The sequence below is a fragment of the Verrucosispora sp. ts21 genome (assembly GCF_002879555.1).
Lineage (GTDB): Bacteria > Actinomycetota > Actinomycetes > Mycobacteriales > Micromonosporaceae > Micromonospora > Micromonospora gifhornensis.
This window is the reverse complement of record NZ_PNOZ01000044.1, coordinates 36,988-56,551: the sequence shown is the minus strand read 5'-3', so window position 1 is coordinate 56,551 and position 19,564 is coordinate 36,988. Positions and strand designations below refer to the sequence as shown.

At 71.4% G+C, this 19,564-nt stretch carries 15 protein-coding genes; 11 read left to right on the top strand and 4 right to left on the bottom strand.

The annotated features are described in order from the left end of the window. The first annotated feature begins 256 nt into the window (after positions 1–256). On the top strand, positions 257–3,430 hold the full coding sequence (gene ileS / locus C1A38_RS19615) for an isoleucine--tRNA ligase (protein WP_102659224.1): 3,174 nt from the start codon (positions 257–259) through the stop codon (positions 3,428–3,430). A 227-nt stretch (positions 3,431–3,657) separates the two neighbouring features. Next, positions 3,658–4,359 (top strand): lysophospholipid acyltransferase family protein, encoded by a 702-nt coding sequence (locus C1A38_RS19610; RefSeq protein WP_102659216.1) that lies wholly within the window; start codon positions 3,658–3,660, stop codon positions 4,357–4,359. 10 nt (positions 4,360–4,369) lie between these two features. Here the strand turns inward: C1A38_RS19610 and C1A38_RS19605 are convergent, their stop codons facing one another. Together C1A38_RS19605 and C1A38_RS31930 are read right to left on the bottom strand one after the other, a co-directional pair. Further along, entirely contained in the window at positions 4,370–5,842 is a 1,473-nt protein-coding gene (locus C1A38_RS19605; RefSeq protein ID WP_102659215.1) for a cryptochrome/photolyase family protein, read from the bottom strand. Positions 5,843–5,893: 51 nt separating this feature from the next. Beyond that, positions 5,894–7,432 carry a chromosomal replication initiator protein DnaA gene (locus tag C1A38_RS31930; RefSeq protein ID WP_233196911.1) on the bottom strand — a complete coding sequence of 513 codons (1,539 nt, stop codon included), beginning with the start codon at positions 7,430–7,432 and terminating at the stop codon, positions 5,894–5,896. A gap of 173 nt (positions 7,433–7,605) precedes the next feature. Here C1A38_RS31930 and C1A38_RS19595 point away from each other — a divergent pair, with 173 nt between their 5' ends. From C1A38_RS19595 to obgE, 6 genes are all read left to right on the top strand, one after another. Further along, positions 7,606–9,591: a TIGR03960 family B12-binding radical SAM protein gene (locus tag C1A38_RS19595; protein ID WP_102659214.1), complete on the top strand. Its 1,986-nt coding sequence runs from the start codon at positions 7,606–7,608 to the stop codon at positions 9,589–9,591. Positions 9,592–9,665: 74 nt separating this feature from the next. Then, complete coding sequence (locus C1A38_RS19590; protein WP_275409837.1) at positions 9,666–10,400, top strand: TIGR03936 family radical SAM-associated protein; 735 nt, start codon at positions 9,666–9,668, stop codon at positions 10,398–10,400. Between the two features lie 131 nt (positions 10,401–10,531). Beyond that, the gene (locus C1A38_RS19585) at positions 10,532–13,639 is read left to right on the top strand and encodes an Rne/Rng family ribonuclease (protein ID WP_102659212.1); all 3,108 of its coding nucleotides are present in this window, start codon (positions 10,532–10,534) and stop codon (positions 13,637–13,639) included. 275 nt (positions 13,640–13,914) lie between these two features. Continuing rightward, positions 13,915–14,229, top strand: coding sequence for a 50S ribosomal protein L21 (rplU, locus tag C1A38_RS19580; protein ID WP_013735422.1), 315 nt, complete (start codon positions 13,915–13,917; stop codon positions 14,227–14,229). An 11-nt stretch (positions 14,230–14,240) separates the two neighbouring features. After that, positions 14,241–14,495, top strand: a complete 255-nt coding sequence (gene rpmA, locus C1A38_RS19575) for a 50S ribosomal protein L27 (protein WP_013735421.1) — start codon at positions 14,241–14,243, stop codon at positions 14,493–14,495. A gap of 90 nt (positions 14,496–14,585) precedes the next feature. Next, entirely contained in the window at positions 14,586–16,070 is a 1,485-nt protein-coding gene (gene obgE, locus C1A38_RS19570) for a GTPase ObgE (RefSeq protein ID WP_102659211.1), read from the top strand. Between the two features lie 24 nt (positions 16,071–16,094). Here the strand turns inward: obgE and C1A38_RS19565 are convergent, their stop codons facing one another. Beyond that, entirely contained in the window at positions 16,095–16,571 is a 477-nt protein-coding gene (locus C1A38_RS19565; RefSeq protein ID WP_102659210.1) for a DUF4383 domain-containing protein, read from the bottom strand. A gap of 252 nt (positions 16,572–16,823) precedes the next feature. On the opposite strand from C1A38_RS19565, the gene C1A38_RS19560 reads away from it, so the two are divergent. The 3 genes from C1A38_RS19560 (at position 16,824) to C1A38_RS19550 (ending at position 19,249) form a co-directional block, all read left to right on the top strand. Further along, positions 16,824–17,462 (top strand): SRPBCC family protein, encoded by a 639-nt coding sequence (locus tag C1A38_RS19560; RefSeq protein WP_102659209.1) that lies wholly within the window; start codon positions 16,824–16,826, stop codon positions 17,460–17,462. Further along, positions 17,459–18,631: a zinc-dependent alcohol dehydrogenase gene (locus C1A38_RS19555; RefSeq protein ID WP_102659208.1), complete on the top strand. Its 1,173-nt coding sequence runs from the start codon at positions 17,459–17,461 to the stop codon at positions 18,629–18,631. The genes C1A38_RS19560 and C1A38_RS19555 overlap by 4 nt, the downstream gene beginning before the upstream one ends. Before the next feature lie 231 nt (positions 18,632–18,862). Next, entirely contained in the window at positions 18,863–19,249 is a 387-nt protein-coding gene (locus tag C1A38_RS19550) for a hypothetical protein (protein WP_102659207.1), read from the top strand. Positions 19,250–19,312: 63 nt separating this feature from the next. Here the strand turns inward: C1A38_RS19550 and C1A38_RS19545 are convergent, their stop codons facing one another. Next, positions 19,313–19,531: a DUF397 domain-containing protein gene (locus C1A38_RS19545; protein WP_012014682.1), complete on the bottom strand. Its 219-nt coding sequence runs from the start codon at positions 19,529–19,531 to the stop codon at positions 19,313–19,315. Positions 19,532–19,564: the final 33 nt, after the last annotated feature.

Genomic DNA, 19,564 nt, shown 5'->3' with positions numbered 1-19,564 from the left:
GGTGGGGCGGGTAGGATGGGGGGACTGGCGACGATCCGGCCATCACCGGGGAGCCTCCGGAAGAAAGGGCCTCGTGCCCGAGTAGAACCGGACGGGTTCGGCCCGTTACAGCCGGCCTAACGAGCGGGCGGTTGATCCTGACCGTCAAGCGGGGTGGTACCGCGGGCCTTGCCCGGGGCGCTGGTGACGGCGTACCGGTGACGGCTCGTCCTCGCAAGACCCACACACAGTGAGTGTCAGCGAGGAGCGACAGGCGATGGCCTATCCGTTGCACGACCCGACCGCCGCCGGGGTCCCGGCGAGCCCGGACCTGCCCGCGGTCGAGCGCCGGGTGCTGGAGCACTGGACGGCCGACAAGACCTTCGAAGCCAGCGTCGAGCAGCGGCCGGCCTCCGGCCGGCAATCGGAGACGGGTGCCGGCGGAGACGCCGACAACGAGTACGTCTTCTACGACGGCCCGCCGTTCGCCAACGGGCTGCCGCACTACGGGCACCTGTTCACCGGGTACGTCAAGGACGTGGTGCCGCGCTACCAGACCATGCGGGGTCGCCGGGTCGAGCGGCGTTTCGGCTGGGACTGCCACGGCCTGCCCGCCGAGGTGGTGGCGGAGAAGCAGCTCGGCATCACCAGCAAGGCGGAGATCCTCGACCTGGGCGTGGCCCGGTTCAACGAGGCGTGCCGCACGTCGGTGCTGGAGTTCACCCACGACTGGGAGCGGTACGTCACCCGGCAGGCCCGCTGGGTCGACTTCGCCAACGACTACAAGACCCTCGACCTGGACTACATGGAAAGCGTCATGTGGGCCTTCAAGACCCTGCACGACAAGGGTCTGGTCTACGAGGGCTTCCGGGTGCTGGCGTACTGCTGGCGGTGCGAGACCCCGCTGTCGAACACCGAGACCCGGATGGACGACGTCTACCGGGACCGGCACGACCCGACGCTGACGGTGTGGTTCGAGCTGACCGCCGACGAGTCCGCGCCGGAACTGGTCCGTGGCCCGGTCAAGCTGGGGGTGTGGACCACCACGCCGTGGACCCTGCCGTCGAACCTGGCCCTGGCCGTCGGCCCGGACATCGAGTACGCCGTGCTGGAACGCGACGGCGAGCGGTACGTGGTGGGTGCCGGGCGGGTGGCCGCGTACGCCAAGGAACTCGAGGGGTACGAGCAGGTCGGCACGGTGCGTGGCGCGGACCTGGTGGGGCGGCGCTACACCCCGCTGTTCGACTTCCTGGTCGAGCAGGCCGGTGAGAACGCGTACCAGGTGCTCGGGGCGGAGTTCGTGACCACCGAGGACGGTACCGGAATCGTGCACCTGGCCCCGGCCTTCGGTGAGGACGACCAGAACGTCTGCAACGCCGCCGGCATCCCCACCATCGTCACCGTGGACGACCACACCCGGTTCACCTCGCTGGTCCCGCCGTATCAGGGCGAGCAGGTCTTCGACGTCAACAAGCCGGTGATCCGGGAACTGAAGGACCGGGGGGTGGTGCTCAAGCAGGACACCTACACCCACTCGTACCCGCACTGCTGGCGCTGCGACACCCCGCTGGTCTACAAGGCGGTGTCGTCGTGGTTCGTCGCGGTGACCAAGTTCAAGGACCGGATGGTCGAGCTGAACCAGCAGATCAACTGGACGCCCGGCCACATCAAGGACGGCTCGTTCGGCAAGTGGCTGGCCAACGCCCGGGACTGGTCGATCAGCCGGAACCGGTTCTGGGGCTCGCCGATCCCGGTGTGGCGCTCGGACGACCCGAACTACCCCCGCATCGACGTGTACGGCTCGCTTGCCGACATCGAGCGGGACTTCGGCGTACGCCTGACCGACCTGCACCGGCCGGCGGTGGACGACCTGGTCCGCCCCAACCCGGACGACCCGACCGGCAAGTCGATGATGCGTCGGGTGCCGGAGGTGCTGGACTGCTGGTTCGAGTCCGGATCGATGCCGTTCGCCCAGGTGCACTACCCGTTCGAGAACCGTGACTGGTTCGAGCACCACTACCCGGGCGACTTCATCGTCGAGTACATCGGGCAGACCCGTGGCTGGTTCTACACCATGCACGTGCTGGCCACCGCGCTGTTCGACAGGCCGGCGTTCCGCAACTGCCTCAGCCACGGCATCCTGCTCGGCTCGGACGGACGCAAGATGTCCAAGAGCCTGCGCAACTACCCGGACGTGTACCACGTCTTCGACTCGTACGGGTCTGACGCGATGCGTTGGATGCTGATGTCCTCGCCGGTGCTGCGTGGCGGGGACATGCCGGTCACCGAGTCGGGCATCCGGGACGCCGTCCGACAGGTGCTGCTGCCGCTGTGGAACGTCTGGTACTTCTTCTCGCTCTACGCCAACGCCGACGGCTACACCGCCCGGCGTCGGACGGACAGCACCCACCTGCTCGACCGGTACGTGCTGGCCAAGACGAACGAGCTGGTGGCGACGGTCGGCGCGCAGATGGACGCGTACGACATCTCCGGCGCCTGCGGCACCGTGCGGTCCTACCTGGACGCGCTTACCAACTGGTACGTGCGCCGCTCCCGGGACCGGTTCTGGTCCGGCGACGCCGACGCGTTCGACACGCTGTCGACGGTGCTGGAGACCCTGTGCCGGGTGGTGGCGCCGCTGGCGCCGCTGACCGCGGAGGAGATCTGGCGCGGGTTGACCGGTGAGCGGTCGGTGCACCTGACCGACTGGCCGGTCGCCGACGAGTTCCCGGCCGACCACGAGCTGGTGGCCGCGATGGACAACGTCCGGGCGGTCGCCTCGGCGGCGCTGTCGCTGCGCAAGGCGAAGGGTCTGCGGGTGCGGCTGCCGCTGTCCACGCTGACCGTGGCCAGCCCGGTCGCCGAGCAGTTGCGTCCCTTCGCCGACCTGGTGGCCGACGAGGTGAACGTCAAGCAGGTCGTCTTCACCGGCGACGTGTCGGCGTACTGCCAGCAGGTGCTGACCGTGGTGCCCCGGGCGCTCGGGCCGCGGGTCGGCAAGCAGGTCCAGCAGGTGATCAAGGCGGTCAAGGCGGGGGAGTGGGAACTGGTCGACGGCGACCCGGTCGCCGCCGGGGTCACCCTCGCCGAGGGTGAGTACGAGCTGCGCCTGATCGCGGCCGACGCCGAGCACTCGGCACCGCTGCCCGGCGGTGAGGGGGTGGTGGTGCTGGACACCACTGTCACCCCGGAACTGGCCGCCGAAGGGCTGGCCCGCGACGTGGTCCGGGTGGTGCAGCAGGCCCGGCGCGACGCCGACCTGGACATCTCCGACCGGATCGTGGCGACCGTCGACGCTTCGGCGCAGGTACGGGAGGCGGTGTCGGCGTACGCCGACTTCGTGGCCCGGGAGGTGCTGGCCGAGCGGGTCGACTTCGCCGAGGGAATCGACGGGTTCGCCGGCGAGGCCGGTGAGGGCGAGCGGGTCACCGTCTCGGTCCGCCGCGTCTGACGACGGAGCGGGCGCGGTCGGCCGCGTGTGACGGAACAGGCTGGCGCGGTCGCCGCGCCTGACGGATGAGCAGGGGCCCTTGTCAATGCCCTCGGGCAGCAGCGGGGCCCCTGTCACCATCCGTAGTCCAGCCAGCGGATCCGCGCCACCTCGCGCATCACGACGTGCGTCGGTCCGCTACGGTGTCAGCGCCCCACTGCGTACATCACCCCATCGTCGGAGGACCAGTGCCGCTGCTCTACACCATCGGCAAGCTCACCGTGGCACCCACGCTGCGGGTGGCGTTCCGACCGACCGTGGAGGGTCTGGAGCACGTACCGGAGACCGGTGGGGCGATCTTCGCCGGTAACCACCTGTCGGTGGCCGACGAGTTGTTCCTCGGCACGGTCGTCCCCCGGCACCTCGCCTTCTGGGCCAAATCCGAGTACTTCAAGGGCACCACCCTCAAGGGGCGCTTCTCGAAGTTCGTCCTCACCGGCCTCGGCGCTATCCCGGTGGAGCGGGCCGGTGGGCGGGCGGCGCTGTCCGCGTTCGACGCGGCCATCCCCGCGCTCAAGGGCGGTGACCTGGTGGTCGTCTATCCCGAGGGCACCCGTTCGCCGGACGGGCGGCTCTACCGGGGCCGCACCGGAGCGGTCCGTCTCGCCATCGCGGCCGGCGTGCCGATCATCCCGGTCGGCATGATCGGGACCGACAAGGTGCAGCCGATCGGCGCTCGGGTGCCGCGACCCTTCACCGGGAAGAAGATCACCGTCAAGTTCGGCAAACCGCTGGACTTCACCGGCCGACCGGACGACCGGCTCTCGCTGCGGAAGATGACCGACGAGATGATGGCCGAGATCCAGAAGCTCACCGGTCAGGAGTACGTGCCGCGGTACGCCCCGCCGCGCGCCCAGCCGAAGACCACCGACGAGTCGAGCGCCGACTGACCGACGCCGGTCACGGCGCCTTCGAGGAGCGGCGTTTCTCCTGGTCGCGTACCGCGTCGAGGTCGCCGAGCCGGTTCATCTGCGCCATCGTGCGCGCCATCCGGGCGTTGGCCGGGATGCGGTCGCGGTTGCGATCGAGGAACGACCAGTAGCCGGCGGTGAACGGGCAGGCCCGCTCACCCAGGCGGACCTTCGGGTCGTACCGGCAGCCACCGCAGTAGTCGCTCATCCGGTTGATGTACGAGCCGCCGGCCACGTACGGCTTGGTGCTCATCCGCCCCAGGTCGGCGTACTGGCTCATGCCGACGACGTTGACGGTCATCACCCAGTCGTAGCCGTCGACGAAGCTGCGGCGGAAGAAGTCCACCACCTCGGCCGTTCGCCAGCCGCGCTGCAACGCGTAGTTGCCGAGCACCATGAGCCGGGGGATGTGGTGCACCCAGCCGTGGTCACGCAGATCGGCCAGCACATCCGACAGGCAGTGCGCCTGCACCGCGTCGGCATCCAGGTCACGGAACCAGCCCGGCATCGCCGCGCGGGCACCCAACGCGTTGCTCCGCTGGTAGCCGGGCTCGAAGTACCAGTACAGGTTCCAGACGAAGTCCCGCCAGCCGAGGATCTGCCGGATGAAGCCCTCCACGCTGGGCAGCGGCACCTTCTCCTTGCGGTACGCCTGCTCCGCGCCACGGAGCGCCGCCATCGGGTCGAGCAGCCCGAGGTTGAACGAGGAGGAGAGCATGCTGTGCGCCAGCCACGGGTCACCGGCGAGCATGGCGTCCTCGTACGGGCCGAAGTGGGGTAGGCGGTGCTTGAGGAAGTGCCGCAGCCGTGCCTGAGCCTCGCGGGTGGTGGCCGGGAATCGTCGCGGACCGTCCCGCCCGACGAAACGGATGCCCTCCCGTTCCCAGCGGTCCAGATCCTCCCGCACCTCGGCGTCGATGTCGTCCTCGCGGGGCATCGGCGGAGGCGGTACGTCGAGCCGCTCGACACCCTTCGGCGGCGGCTGGCGGTTCTCGGTGTCGAAGCTCCACCGCCCGCCGACCGGCTCGGCACCGTCGACGAGCACCCGATGGTGTTCCCGGGCGAACCGGTAGAAGGTCTCCATCCGCAGCGCGCCGCGCCGAGCGTCCGCCCAGTCGGCGAACTCGTCCAGCCCGGTGACGAAGCCGCGGGGCGGCAGCACGGTCACCTGGTCCAGCCCACGGACGAAGTCCAGCGCGGCCCGGGACGTCGGGTGGCAGACCTCCAGCGGTTCGCGTACCCGCCGCAGTGCCTGCCGGTAGGTCTCGGCGCGTAGGAAGATCGCCTGGTCGCCCAGTTCGGCCGCCCGGTGGCGGAGGGCGGAGAGCACCAGGTGCGCCTTCTGCCGGTGGAAGGCCCGACGACGGAAGACCGCCTTCGACTCGATCAGCAGCACCGGTTGGCGGCGCTCGTCGAGGAAGTGTGGTCCGAGCTGGTCGGCGAACAGCCAACGCCGAGACATGACCCGATTGTCCCCCGAGCGGGCGCGGGTCGGGGTGGAAACCGGTTCAGGTCAGGCAGGCGTGATGATCTCTTCCCGCAGGGTGTCGAGCAGCCGGGCGCTGTCGTCCACCGAGAGGCCGGTGAACACCGCGGTGGTGAGGCTGCCGTGGTCGACGGAGGTGCAGACGACCACCCCGACGCCGTCGGAGTTGCCCACCGCGCAGCGCCCGTGCCGCCCCCGGACGCCGCTGTCCACCACCTCCGCCGCGCCGAGGGAGTACTCCTCGGTGAGGCGTTCGATCTCGGTGTCGGCGTCGGAGGAGGGGGTGAGTCGGAATCCGGTGCCACCGAACACCGTCACCCGCTTGCCGACGCTCGTGGTGTACACCCCGGCGAAGATGTTGTCGGAGAGCAGGTGCGCCTGGCGCGTCTGGGCTTCCAGTTTCCGGGCGGTCTGCGCGTTGCGCGGATCCTCCCGCAGGCGCAGATCCGCCACCTGCCTGGGTAGCGCCGCATCCGCCGGGTACTGGGTGGCCATCGGCATGCCGTAGTAGGCCGGGCAGCCGCAGCAGCACGCCAGGGTCAGCAGCAGCACCCAGGGCCAGCGGCGTCGTTTGCGGGCCCGGACGTTCCCGGGGGGCGGTTGCCAGCCGGGCGGCGGCGCGGCCGGTGGCAGCTTCTTCGCCTTTCGCCCTCGGGCGGGCGGTGGTGGTGGCCCGACCGGGGCCGGCGGGCGGGCGGCGGGACGCGCGGACGGCGCGGGCGCCTGGTGAGCCGGTGGCGGCGAATAGCCTGCCTGCGGATACGCCGGAGGTGCCGGTGGCATCGGGGGAGCCGGCGGGGGGAAGTTGGCGGGCGGTGGCTGGTGGGCCGGTGGTCCGGAGTACGGCGTGGTCGGCGGTGGCGCCGGGTAGGACAGTGTCGGCGGCAGCGCCGGGAAGTCGGCCGAGTGCAGTTCCCATCCGCTGGTGTCGACCCCCGCCCACGGGTCGACCGGGGTCTGGTGCTCCGGCTGGTGGGCCACGGCGGCCGGTGGCGGCGGGGTCGGCTCGGCCGACTCGCCCCAACTGGGGCGGCGCGGCGCTGCCGGCGGTACGGCGGCCGACCCGCTCCAGCGCGGCGCGGGCTCCTCGTCCGGCAGCGGTTGCGGCATGAGGCGGGTGCCCTGCGGACCGACAGCCGTCGGCGGAGTGCCGGCGGACTGCGCGTCGCCCGGGTCGATTGCGGTGGGGTGCGCGTCACCCGGGTCGATGGCGGTGCGCTGCGCGTCACCGGAGCCGCTGGGGGCCTGCCCGGGGCTGCGCGGCTCGTCGTCGGGTTGTCCCGGTGCGGTGGCGGTCGGTGCCGTGGCATCGGCGTCTACCGGCGGGGCTGCCGTGGGGTCGCTACCGACGGAGTTGTCCTCCCGCGTCGGCTGGTCCGCGTCACGAGGTGGGCGGGTGGAGTCGGGCGCGTCGGCAGGCAGCACCTGGGTGCCGTCAGGGCCGGTGGGGGCCCCGAGGACCACCGGGGTGGGCTGTTCCTGGGTGACCGCGGGCTCCCCGTCGCGGTGTGCGTCCGGCCGGTTCCCGTCGACCGGCCGGTCGGTACCCGGCTGCGGCTCCGGCATCGCGGCAATCTCCTCTCACGCCGACCCGAGGTTAGTACCGTCGTGCCAGCGTGTCCGAATCAGGCCGCGTCCGGTCCCGGTGGTCGGCCGCTTGAGGGGGACCGGTGGCCCGGCGTGCCGGGGGGACAGGTGTGGCGCGGCCGTCGACGGGCGGGCGCGTACCCTTGGGCATCATGAGCGTCCCGTCCACCACACCGCGCCCCGTCGCGGCCAATTCCGTGTGGCCCCGGCTGGAGCCGCTGCTGCCCCAGGTGACCAAGCCCATCCAGTACGTCGGTGGCGAGCTGGGTGCAGTGGTCAAGGACTGGGACTCGGCGACCGTACGTTGGGCGCTGATGTACCCGGACGCGTACGAGGTCGGCCTGCCCAACCAGGGCGTGCAGATCCTCTACGAGGTGCTCAACGAACTGCCCGACACCCTCGCCGAGCGGACCTACGCGGTCTGGCCGGACCTGGAGAAGCTGATGCGCGCCCATGGCGTGCCGCAGTTCACCGTCGACGCGCACCGGCCGGTGCGCGACTTCGACCTGTTCGGCGTGTCGTTCGCCACCGAGCTGGGGTATACGAACCTGCTCGCCGCGATCGACCTGGCCGGCATCCCGCTGCTCGCGGCGGACCGGACCGACGCCGACCCGGTGATCGTGGCCGGCGGGCACGCCGCGTTCAACCCGGAGCCGATCGCCGACTTCGTCGACGCCGCGGTGCTGGGCGACGGCGAGGAGGCGGTCCTGGAGATCACCGCGATTCTCCGGGACTGGAAGGCCGAGGGGTGCCCGGGTGGCCGCGACGAGCTGCTGCTGCGGCTGGCGCGTACCGAGAGCGTCTACGTGCCGCGTTTCTACGACGTGGACTACCTGCCCGACGGCCGGATCCAGCGGGTCGTGCCGAACCGGGCGGACGTGCCGTTCCGGGTGCACAAGCGCACGACGATGGACCTGGACGCCTGGCCGTACCCGAAGAAGCCTCTGGTACCGCTGGCCGAGACGGTGCACGAGCGGTACGCGGTGGAGATCTTCCGGGGTTGCACCCGGGGTTGCCGGTTCTGCCAGGCCGGCATGATCACCCGACCGGTACGCGAGCGGTCCATCACCACCGTCGGGCAGATGGTGCAGCAGGGGCTGGAGTTCTCCGGCTTCCACGAGGTGGGGCTGCTGTCGCTCTCCTCGGCCGACCACTCCGAGATCGGCGACATGTGCTCCGGCCTGGCCGAGCAGTACAAGGGCACGAACGTGTCGCTGTCGCTGCCCTCGACCCGGGTGGACGCGTTCAACATCGAGTTGGCCCAAGAGTTGTCCCGCAACGGGCGGCGGACCGGTCTGACCTTCGCCCCGGAGGGCGGGTCGGAGCGGATCCGCAAGGTCATCAACAAGATGGTCTCCAAGGACGACCTGATCCGTACGGTGGTCACCGCGTACACCAACGGCTGGCGGCAGGTGAAGCTCTACTTCATGTGCGGCCTGCCCACCGAGACGGACTCCGACGTCCTGGAGATCGCCGACATGGCCCACGAGGTCATTCGGGCCGGCCGGGCCGCCACCGGTTCCAAGGACATCCGCTGCACGGTCTCCATCGGCGGGTTCGTGCCGAAGCCGCACACCCCTTTCCAGTGGGCGGCGATGGAACGGCCGGAGGTCATCGACGGCCGACTCAAGCTGCTCAAGCAGGCGATCAACGCGGACCGCTCGCTGGGCCGCGCGATCGGTTTCCGCTACCACGACGGTGAGCCGTCGCTGATCGAGGGCCTGCTGTCCCGGGGCGATCGCCGGGTCGGCGCGGTGATCCGCAAGGTCTGGGAGAACGGCGGCCGGTTCGACGGCTGGAGCGAGCACTTCTCGTACCAGCGCTGGGTGGAGGCCGCCGCCGAGGTGCTGCCGACCTTCGGCGTGGACCTCGACTGGTACACCACCCGCGAGCGTGACGAGCTGGAGGTCCTGCCCTGGGACCACCTGGACTCGGGCCTGGACAAGGACTGGCTCTGGCAGGACTGGCAGGACGCGCTCAGCGAGTACGAGCAGGACGACTGCCGGTGGACACCGTGTTTCGATTGCGGCGTCTGCCCGACCATGGACACCGAGATCCAGATCGGCCCCACCGGCCGGAAGCTGCTCCCGTTGACCCCGGTCAACGGCCTGAAGCTGCCCACCGGCGCCCAGCAGTGATCTGATCGGGTCTCTCAACGAGGAGCATGAAGATCAGTAAGAGACCACAGCCCGAAGGTGGCCAGGCGCCGGTCGTGCAGCGTGTGCGGATCCGGTACGCCAAACGCGGCCCGTTGCGGTTCACCTCGCACCGGGACTTCGCCCGGGCGTTCGAGCGTGCGTTGCGCCGCGCCGGCGTGCCGATGGCCTTCTCGCAGGGCTTCACCCCGCACCCCAAGATCTCGTACGCCAGTGCGGCGCCGACCGGGGTGGCGAGCGAGGCCGAGTACCTGGAGATCGGCCTGCGTGAACCGGTCGATCCCGACGCGCTGCGTCTGGCGCTGGACGCCGCGCTCTCGCCCGGCATCGACGTGCTCGACGCCGTGGTGGCCACCGGCAGCGGGTTGGCCGACCGGATCGAGGCGTCCCAGTGGCGCGTCGAGTTGCCGCAGGTCGATCCGGAGGTGCTCGCCAAGGCCGTGGCCGCGTTCAGCGCCGCCGAGGAGGTCCAGGTCGAGCGGATGACCAAACAGGGCCGGCGCACCTTCGACGCGCGGGCCGCAGTCATCTCCATCGATGTGGACGTTGCATCGGCGACGCCTTCCGAGGCATCAGCCGTACCGTGTGCGATACTCGAACTGGTTGTACGGCAGGTCACCCCGTCCGTACGACCCGATGACGTCCTTTCCGGCCTCCGCGTGGTGGCCGGCCTGGAGCCGCCGGTGGCCCCGAAGGTGATCCGGCTGGCTCAGGGCACGCTGACCGCGCAGGGTGCGATCGTGGATCCGCTGGACGCGGACCGCGACGGGGCAACCATCGGCGGACGCTGACCGACGGTTGGCGTCCAGGCAGGCAGACTTCGCCGGTCGCGCACGCCGTGCGCCCGGGGAAACACCTTTTGCGGCATCCCTGCGTGGCAGCGCTCACCCGCGCCCGGGGAAGCCAGAACTGGAGAACGTCCATGCTCGAGAACGAGCCCGAGGGCGGCGAACAGACCGGTGCGAACCCGGCCGCCGAGCCCACCACCGTCGACGCGGCGAGCGGGGCCGGCGGCACCGCTGCGCCGCAGGAGACCACTGCCCCCGGAGCGGGTGGCACCACGTCACAGGACGCCACCGACACGGTGAGCGGTACGGCCGACCTGGCCGGCGTGCCCACCGGCGAGACACCGCCCCGGCGGCGGACCACCCGGCGGCGCGCCACCCCGGTCAGCCAGCCCGAGCAGACCGACGCCCCGGTGGACGCGCAGAACACGCCGGCCGTGGGCAGTGCGGAAGCCCCGCAGGCAGAGGTCTTCGCCCCGGTCTCCGGTGACCTCGACGCCGCACCCAAGACCACGCGGCGACGCCGCAAGGCCACCACCGCGGCGAAGAGCACCGAGGAGCCCCTGGCCGCTGCCGAGGTCGAGGCGACCGCCGGTGACGTCGTACCGCCGGTCAAGGTGACCCGTACCCGGCGGCGGAAGGCCACGCCCGCGGCGGTCGAGCCGGCCGTCGAGACCCCGGCCGAGGTGCCGAGCGCCGAAGAGCCGGAGGCCGCGGCCGAACCCGCCGCCGGAACCGATTTCGGAGCCGCAGCCGTCCCGGCCGAGAGCGCTGCCCCCGCACCTGACGAGTCCACCGAAGAGGTCGAGCCGACGGCGGAGACGCCGACCGCGGGCGCGGCGGCAGAGCCGGCACCGGGCGCGGTGCCGCCACCGGTGACGCAGGTGCCACCGGCGCCGGAGGCGGTCGCGGAGCCGGAGCCTCGGTCGCGCCGCCGACGGGCCGCGCTCACCGCCCCGACGGTGCTGTTCATGGCCCCCGAGGAGATCACCGCGGCCCGTATCGCCGCCGCCGCGCTGGAGGCCGAGGAGGAGGTCGCCGAGGAACCGGCCGAACCCTCCCGCCGCCGGCGGCGCAGCCGGCGCGAGCCCGAGCCGGTCGTGACGGTCGAGGCCGACGAGGAACCCGCCGTCGAGGAGGCCGAGGAGGCCGCCGAGGAGGACGAGGACGAGGAGTCCGCCAGCGCCCGACGTCGCCGTCGGCGTGGTCGTCGGGGCCGGGGACGCGGCAAGGGTGGCGCGGAAGAGGCCGAGGACGGCGAGGACGGCGAGGCCGAGGAGGCCACCGCGACCGAGGACGGCGAGGCGGGGGAGACCGAAGCCGAGGCCGAGGCCGAGACCGACGAGAACGGCGACGACACCGAAGGCGACGGGTTGACCCGTCGGCGTCGTCGGCGTCGTCGGCGCGGTGCCGGTGACACCGAGGGCGCCGCCGATGACGGCGTGCCGACCGTGGTGAAGATCCGGGAGCCCCGTCGTACGGTCGACGAGGTGCAGGGCGTCTCCGGCTCGACCCGGCTGGAGGCCAAGCGGCAGCGCCGTCGGGACGGTCGTGAGCAGCGCCGTACGCGCCCGCCGATCCTCAGCGAGTCCGAGTTCCTGGCCCGCCGGGAAGCCGTCGACCGGGTGATGGCGGTACGCCAGCGCGGTGACCGCACCCAGATCGCGGTGCTCGAGGACGGCGTGCTGGTCGAGCACTACGTCACCCGCAGTTCCACCGGCACCATGGCCGGCAACGTCTACCTCGGCAAGGTGCAGAACGTGCTGCCCAGCATGGAGGCGGCGTTCGTCGACATCGGTCGCGGTCGCAACGCGGTGCTGTACGCCGGAGAGGTCAACTGGGACACCAGCGGCCTGGAGGGTCGGGCCCGCTCGATCGAGCAGGCCCTCAAGTCCGGCGACTCGGTGCTGGTGCAGGTCACCAAGGACCCGATCGGACACAAGGGCGCCCGGCTGACCAGCCACGTCGCGCTCTCGGGTCGGCACCTGGTGTACGTGCCCGGCGGCAACGCCTCCGGGATCAGCCGCAAGCTGCCCGACACCGAGCGCAAGCGCCTGCGTGACGTGCTGAAGAAGTTGGTGCCCGATGGCGCCGGGGTGATCGTCCGGACCGCGGCCGAGGGGGCCAGCGAGGACGAGTTGGCCCGCGACGTCAAGCGGCTCCAGGCGCAGTGGGAGGACATCCAGGCCAAGGCCGCCGAGGGCGGCGCGCCGGTGCTGCTCTACGAGGAGCCGGACCTGGTCATCCGGGTGGTCCGGGACCTGTTCAACGAGGACTTCCGCGAGCTGGTGATCGAGGGTGACCAGTCGTACGACATGGTCGAGTCGTACCTGTCGCACGTCTCGCCGGACCTGCTCGCCCGGCTGCGCCGGCACGTGGGCACCACTGACGTCTTCGCCGAGTACCGCATCGACGAGCAGATCCTCAAGGGGCTCGACCGTAAGGTCTTCCTGCCCTCCGGCGGCCACCTGGTCATCGACCGGACCGAGGCGATGACCGTGGTCGACGTCAACACCGGCAAGTACACAGGTGCCGGCGGCAACCTGGAGGAGACGGTCACCCGCAACAACCTGGAGGCGGCCGAGGAGATCGTCCGTCAGCTGCGGCTGCGCGACATCGGCGGCATCGTGGTGATCGACTTCATCGACATGGTGCTGGAGTCGAACCGGGAACTGGTGTTGCGCCGGTTGACCGAGTGCCTGGGCCGGGACCGTACCAAGCACCAGGTCACCGAGATCACCTCGCTGGGCCTCGTGCAGATGACCCGTAAGCGGATCGGCGCCGGTCTGCTGGAGGCGTTCAGCGAGACCTGCGAGTGCTGCAAGGGCCGAGGCCTGGTGATCCACACCGAGCCGGTGCCGGAGAAGCCCCGCTCCGGTGGCGCGGAGAAGGTCAAGGCGGTCGCCTCGGCTGCTGCGCCGACGACGGCGGAGCAGCCGACCGCCTCGTCCCGGCGTCGGGCTCGCAAGAGCGCTGCGGCCGAGCGGGCCGTGGTGGAGGTCGCCGAGGTCGACGACACGAGCAGCGCCGACGCCGACTACCACGACACCATGGGCTACGACCTGTCGCGCTACGAGGCGGAGACCCCGGCCACGCCGGACGTCGCCGACAGTCAGCAGGGTGAGTCGGCTCGGCTGGCCGCACCGGACGACCCGGATGCGCTCGCCGAGGACGACGAGGACGACAGCGGCTCCGGTCGCCGGCGCTCCCGCCGGGCCGGTGCTCGGCGCCGTACCCGGCCCTGACCTGAGCATGCTCGTGGTGGCCCCTCCCTGCGGTGACGTCCGCGAGGAGGGGCTGCTGCGTGCTCCCCGCCGGGCCGTGCCCGGCGTGGGGCGGGGGCGGTTTGGGGCGCAGGGCAGGCATGGCGTACGCTTGCCTGCGGCGCACCCTTGTGTGCCGAGTTCTCGCGTGCCCGCGCCGCCGTGCCTCTGCTACCCGGCGAGCCGCCGCGGGGACGACCGACCGGCAACGGTGGGTAAAGACGCTAGCAGCCTCAACGACAGGGAGTGCGCCTCCGATGTACGCGATCGTCAAGACCGGCGGCAAGCAGTACAAGGTCGCCGAAGGCGACGTGATCGAGGTCGAGAAGCTCGTCGGTGCTCCCGGCGACGCGGTGAAGCTCGCCGCGGTGCTCCTCGTCGACGGTGACGACCTGGTGACCGACGCGGCCAAGCTCGCGCAGGTCGAGGTGTCCGGCGAGATCGCCGCACACACCAAGGGCCCGAAGATCCGGATCCACAAGTTCAAGAACAAGACCGGCTACCACAAGCGCCAGGGTCACCGCCAGCCGCTGACCCAGGTCAAGGTGACCGGCATCTCCAGCGGGAAGTAGGTCGTCTCAAGATGGCTCACAAAAAGGGTGCGTCCAGCTCGCGTAACGGCCGGGACTCCGCGGCCCAGCGGCTCGGCGTGAAGCGCTTCGGTGGTCAGGTCGTCAGCGCGGGCGAGATCATCGTCCGGCAGCGTGGCACCAAGTTCCACCCCGGTGACCTGGTCGGCCGCGGCGGAGACGACACGCTCTTCGCGCTGGCCGCCGGTGCGGTCCAGTTCGGCAGCAAGCGCGGTCGCAAGACCGTCAGCATCGTGCCGCAGCAGTAACTCTCCGGCGTGAGCGGGCCGTGGACCTGATGTCCCGGCCCGCTTCGCCTTTTCAGATGCGGGGCTGCTCCCCGCTGGAAGGATTGCGGCGTGACGATGTTCGTTGACCGGGTCGTCCTGCACCTGCAGGCCGGCGACGGTGGGCACGGCTGTGTCTCGATCCACCGGGAGAAGTTCAAGCCGTTCGGCGGCCCCGACGGGGGTAACGGCGGGCACGGCGGCAGCGTCTCCCTGGTGGTCGACCCGCAGGTGCACACGCTGCTCGACTTCCACTTCCGCCCGCACATCAAGGCGCAGAACGGTCGCGGGGGTGCCGGTTCCAACCGGGACGGCGCCAACGGCGCGGACCTGGTGATCACAGTGCCCAACGGCACGGTCGTGCAGACCCTCGACGGCACCGTGCTCGCCGACATGGTGGGTGCCGGCACGACCTTCGAGGTGGCCCGGGGTGGTCGTGGCGGCCGGGGCAACGCCTCGTTGGCCAACGCCCGCCGGAAGGCCCCCGGCTTCGCCGAGCTGGGCGAGCCGGGTGAGCACCTGGACGTGGTGCTGGAACTCAAGAGCGTCGCCGACGTCGGTCTGGTGGGTTTCCCGTCGGCCGGTAAGTCGTCGCTGATCTCGGTGATCTCCGCAGCCAAGCCGAAGATCGCCGACTACCCGTTCACCACCCTGGTACCGAACCTCGGTGTGGTCCGGGTCGACAACCACACCTTCACCGTGGCCGACGTGCCCGGCCTGATCCCCGGTGCGGCCACCGGCAAGGGCCTGGGGCTGGAGTTCCTCCGGCACATCGAGCGGTGCGCCGTGCTGGTGCACGTCATCGACACCGCGACCCTGGAGCCGGGTCGGGACCCGTTGGCCGACATCGACACCATCGAGGCGGAACTCGCGGAGTACGGCGGTCTGGCCGACCGGCCCCGACTGGTCGCGTTGAACAAGATCGACGTGCCCGACGGGCGGGACCTGGCCGACATCGTCCGGCCCGACCTTGAAGCGCGCGGACTGCGGGTCTACGAGGTGTCCGCAGCCACCCGGGAAGGGCTCAAGGAGCTCACCTACGCGATGGCGGAGCTGGTGGAGCAGTCGCGCGCCGCGGCGCCGCCAGCCGAACCGACCCGGATCGTGCTCCGGCCGAAGGCGGTCGACGACGCCGGCTTCACCATCGAGGCGGAGCAGGACGGCTCGTACACCGTGCGGGGTGTCCGACCCGAGCGGTGGGTGCGCCAGACGAACTTCGACAACGACGAGGCGGTGGGCTACCTCGCCGACCGGCTGGCCCGACTCGGTGTCGAGGACCAGTTGGCCAGGGCGGGCGCCCAACCGGGCGACCTGGTCCGCATCGGTGAGCGGGAGTTCGACTGGCAGCCGACTCTCTACGCGGGTGCCGAGTTCACGCCTGGGAGCCGGGGACGTGACATCCGGCTGGAGGAGAAGTCGACCCGGGCGAGCGCGGCCGAACGGCTGGCGGCCCGCAAGGCTCGCCGGCAGCGGCCCGCCGACGAGGTGGAGGCGGCACCCGAGGCTACGGCGGCCACCGAGGGTACGGCGGCCATCGGGGCGGACGACGCCGAGTAGGCCGACGGCCGCCGCTGCGAAAGATCAGGGGCGGTCGAGGGGATCGTCGAGTCGACCGCCGGTGCCGACGTTGTTCGACAGCAGCAGGCCCAGGGCCAGCATGCCGAAACCGAGCCCGAGGTGCAGGAAGTCGTCCGCGCCGTTGACCGGGATGAAGTTGGCGCTGCTGTCGTCCTCGGTCGCCCACCCGTACAGCCACAGGGCCAGGTAGACGGCCCCGCCGGCGGTCAGGAAGATCCGCGCGCCGGCCAGCCGGCGGGCCAGCACCAGCCCGATCAGGCCGAAGCCGAGATGCAGCAGGTTGTGCAGGATCGAGACCTGGAACAGGCCGAGCAGCTTCGCGCCGGAGTGGTGCCCGGCGAAGGTCATGTCGCCGTACCCGGTGGTGATGCCGGGGATGAAGCCTGCCACGCCGAGGACCAGGAAGAGGGCTGCCACGGCCAGGGCGGCGAGTTGGACGCGGCTACGTCCGGGCCGACCGCGGCGTGCGTGATGCGCCATTGATGTCACCCCTGTGGATCTGGATACGCGCGCGGCCGAGGGGGCGGCGAGGCTGGGCACCGGCCTGGCGATCTCGCCGGCCCGTTGGTCCTCCATTGTCGTAAGCCCGGCGGTGCTCCCGCAGCGAAACGACCAATCAGACACGACCCGGCACCTGTCGACCGGAAGCGCCTGACGTGTCGTTTCGTCGACCGCTGTCCGGGTAGCGCTCGGAGTGGACGGTTCAACGCCGGACGTCCGAGTGGAGGAGACATGACGACAAGCAAAGGTGCGAGGTGGGCGTTGCTCGGTGCCGCCACCGTGACCGCGGTCGGCGTCGGCCGGGCGGTCGCGCGGCGGCGACATCGGCACCAGCCTGTCAAGCAGGACGGCTGGTACGTGGTGCGGCGCGGGGTGACGGTCGACCGGCCGGTCGAGGCGGTCATCGGTTTCTGGACCGACCAGGAACGGCTCGACCGTGCCCTGGCCGAGTGGGCGACCCTGGAACGGATCGACGACGAACACTGGCGGTGCGTGGCGCGCGACGACTCGGGCGAGGGCGTCGAGTGGCGGGCCGATATCACCGTCACCGGTCCGGGCCGATTGAGCTGGCAGGTCACCGACGGGCCCGAACAGCAGGGCACGGTGGAGTTGGTGACCGCCCCGCAGGGCCGGGGCACCGAGATCCGGGCCGAGTTGCGGTACCGCTCCGGTCCGCTGCGCCGGGTACTCGGCCTCGCCGGTGACCACGAGCCGGACCTGCGACTGCGCGACACGCTGCGCCGGGTGAAGTCGCTTATCGAGTGCGGTCAGATCATCGAGACCCGACGTGACCCGTCCGGTCGTGGCCGGATGCAGGAGCGCGCCACCGACAAGGTGCGTGAGCGGCTGTCGGCGGGAGGACGGGCATGAGGGCGCTGTGCTGGGAAGGAGTCGGCAAACTCAAGGTGCGCGACGTGCCGGAGCCGACGGTACGCGCGGACGGGGACATCATCGTCAAGGTGCGGGCCAGCAGCGTCTGCGGCTCCGACCTGCACCTGATCAACGGGTTTTTGCCCGCCATGCGGGAGGGGGACATCCTCGGCCACGAGTTCATGGGCGAGGTGGTGGAGACCGGGCCGGGCGTACGACGGATCGCCGTCGGCGACCGGGTGGTGGTCGGCTCGGTGGTGGCCTGCGGCGGCTGCTGGTACTGCCGGACCGAGCAGTACTCGTTGTGCGACAACTCCAACCCGCAGCCGGTGTTCACCGAGAAGCTGTGGGGCCATTCACCGGCCGGCATCCTCGGCTACTCGCACGCCGCCGGTGGCTACTCCGGCAGCCACGCCGAGTACGTCCGGGTGCCGTTCGGTGACATCGGTGCGTTCAAGGTGCCCGACGGCGTACCGGACGACTCCGTGGTCTTCGCCTCCGACGCGCTGCCCACCGGTTGGATGGCCGCGGACTTCTGTGGCCTGACCGGCGGCGAGGTGGTCGCGGTGTGGGGCGCCGGGGGAGTAGGTCAGATGGCCGCCCGCGCCGCCCAGTTGCTCGGCGCCGAGCGGGTCATCATGGTGGACCGGCTGCCGGAACGGCTGGCCACCGCCGCCGACCGGCTCGGTGTGGAGACGGTCAACTACGCCGAGACCGACGTGCTGGAGGCGCTGCGCGAGATGACCGCCGGCCGTGGACCGGACGCCTGCATCGAGGCGGTCGGCATGGAGGCGCACGACGTCGGCCCGGCGTACGCGTACGACCGGGCGAAGCAGGCCACCCGGACGCAGCTGGACCGGCCGACGTCGGTCCGGCAGGCCATCCTGGCGGCACGCAAAGGCGGCACGGTCAGCATCGTCGGCGTCTACGCGGGCTTCGTGGACAAGTTCCCGCTGGGTGCGGCGATGAACAAGGCCCTGGTGCTGCGGATGGGGCAGATGCACGCCCAGCGGTACATCCCGATGCTGCTGGAGCGGCTCGTCGCCGGGGAGATCGATCCCGCTTACCTGGCCACCCATCCGATGTCGCTGGAGGAGGGCGCCCGCGGCTACGAGATCTTCGAGAAGAAGCAGGACGGGTGCCTGCGGACGGTGTTGCACCCGGCCTGACGCCTGACGCGCCGGGGCTGCGGCCCCGGCGTCACCAGGTGGGCCGTTGCCGATTCGGCAGTGTGGGCCAGCTGGCCCCTCCCGGGAGCAGACGTTCCTGGTTGACTGCGGTCAGCGTCGGCGACGCCGCCCACCCGGGCGGTGCGCACCGCGTCGGCCGGCCGGCTTGCGGCGGAGCGTCGGCGGGGCGGGGTGCGGCAAGTGTGCCGGCGGGCACGCGGGGGAGGACGCATGCGGGACAACAGGCCGGCACACTGGCGGCGGTGGATGGCCGGGGCGCTGTGTGGTGGCGGCGACCCACCACTGATCGGGCCGCCTCGGCGGGTGGTCCGGCCGGATCGGTGCTTCACCGCGCACCTCGGCTTCACCGCGCCTGATCTGGCGACCGCCCGGGAAACGGCGGTCGGATACGCGGAGGCGCTTAGCGTGTTGCGGGCCGAGGTGGCGCTCGGGGCGGCTGCGGTGTCCCCGGCCGAGGACTGGCGGCGGGCCGAGCGGCTGTTCTGCGGGGCGGTCGGCCCCGACGGCGAGCGCTGCGTCGACGTCGCCGGCCATCCGGGGTTCCATCACGCGCCGGGGCCGGGTGGGTTGGGGTGGGGTGATGGCGATGTCGCCTGAGGGAGCGCCCCGGTCCGGCACGGCGGGGTCGGGCCCGCCGACCGGGGCGGTGGGTCCCGCCGGTCAGTCGAGGTCGAACTCGCCGTCCTGGGCGCCCGCGACGAAGGCGTCCCACTCGGCCTGGGTGAACACCAGCACCGGGCCGTCCGGCTCGGCGGAGTTGCGCATGCCGATCAGGTCGTCGACGAAGGCGACCTCCACGGCGGCCTCGGAGGTGTCCCCCTCGGCACGCTGCCAGACCGCCCGGGAGAGGTCGAAGTCGCCCTTGGGGTGCGTTGTCATGGTCCAGTCCTCCAGCGTCGGTGGGTGGGGGCG

Coding starts and splice junctions, on each gene's coding strand:
- ileS (WP_102659224.1), top strand. CDS start 257: ATGGCCTATCCGTTGCACGACCCGACCGCCGCCGGGGTCCCGGCGAGC.
- C1A38_RS19605 (WP_102659215.1), bottom strand. CDS start 5,842: ATGTCTCGGCGTTGGCTGTTCGCCGACCAGCTCGGACCACACTTCCTC.
- C1A38_RS31930 (WP_233196911.1), bottom strand. CDS start 7,432: ATGCCGGAGCCGCAGCCGGGTACCGACCGGCCGGTCGACGGGAACCGG.
- C1A38_RS19595 (WP_102659214.1), top strand. CDS start 7,606: ATGAGCGTCCCGTCCACCACACCGCGCCCCGTCGCGGCCAATTCCGTG.
- C1A38_RS19585 (WP_102659212.1), top strand. CDS start 10,532: ATGCTCGAGAACGAGCCCGAGGGCGGCGAACAGACCGGTGCGAACCCG.
- rplU (WP_013735422.1), top strand. CDS start 13,915: ATGTACGCGATCGTCAAGACCGGCGGCAAGCAGTACAAGGTCGCCGAA.
- rpmA (WP_013735421.1), top strand. CDS start 14,241: ATGGCTCACAAAAAGGGTGCGTCCAGCTCGCGTAACGGCCGGGACTCC.
- C1A38_RS19565 (WP_102659210.1), bottom strand. CDS start 16,571: ATGGCGCATCACGCACGCCGCGGTCGGCCCGGACGTAGCCGCGTCCAA.
- C1A38_RS19560 (WP_102659209.1), top strand. CDS start 16,824: ATGACGACAAGCAAAGGTGCGAGGTGGGCGTTGCTCGGTGCCGCCACC.
- C1A38_RS19555 (WP_102659208.1), top strand. CDS start 17,459: ATGAGGGCGCTGTGCTGGGAAGGAGTCGGCAAACTCAAGGTGCGCGAC.
- C1A38_RS19550 (WP_102659207.1), top strand. CDS start 18,863: ATGCGGGACAACAGGCCGGCACACTGGCGGCGGTGGATGGCCGGGGCG.
- C1A38_RS19545 (WP_012014682.1), bottom strand. CDS start 19,531: ATGACAACGCACCCCAAGGGCGACTTCGACCTCTCCCGGGCGGTCTGG.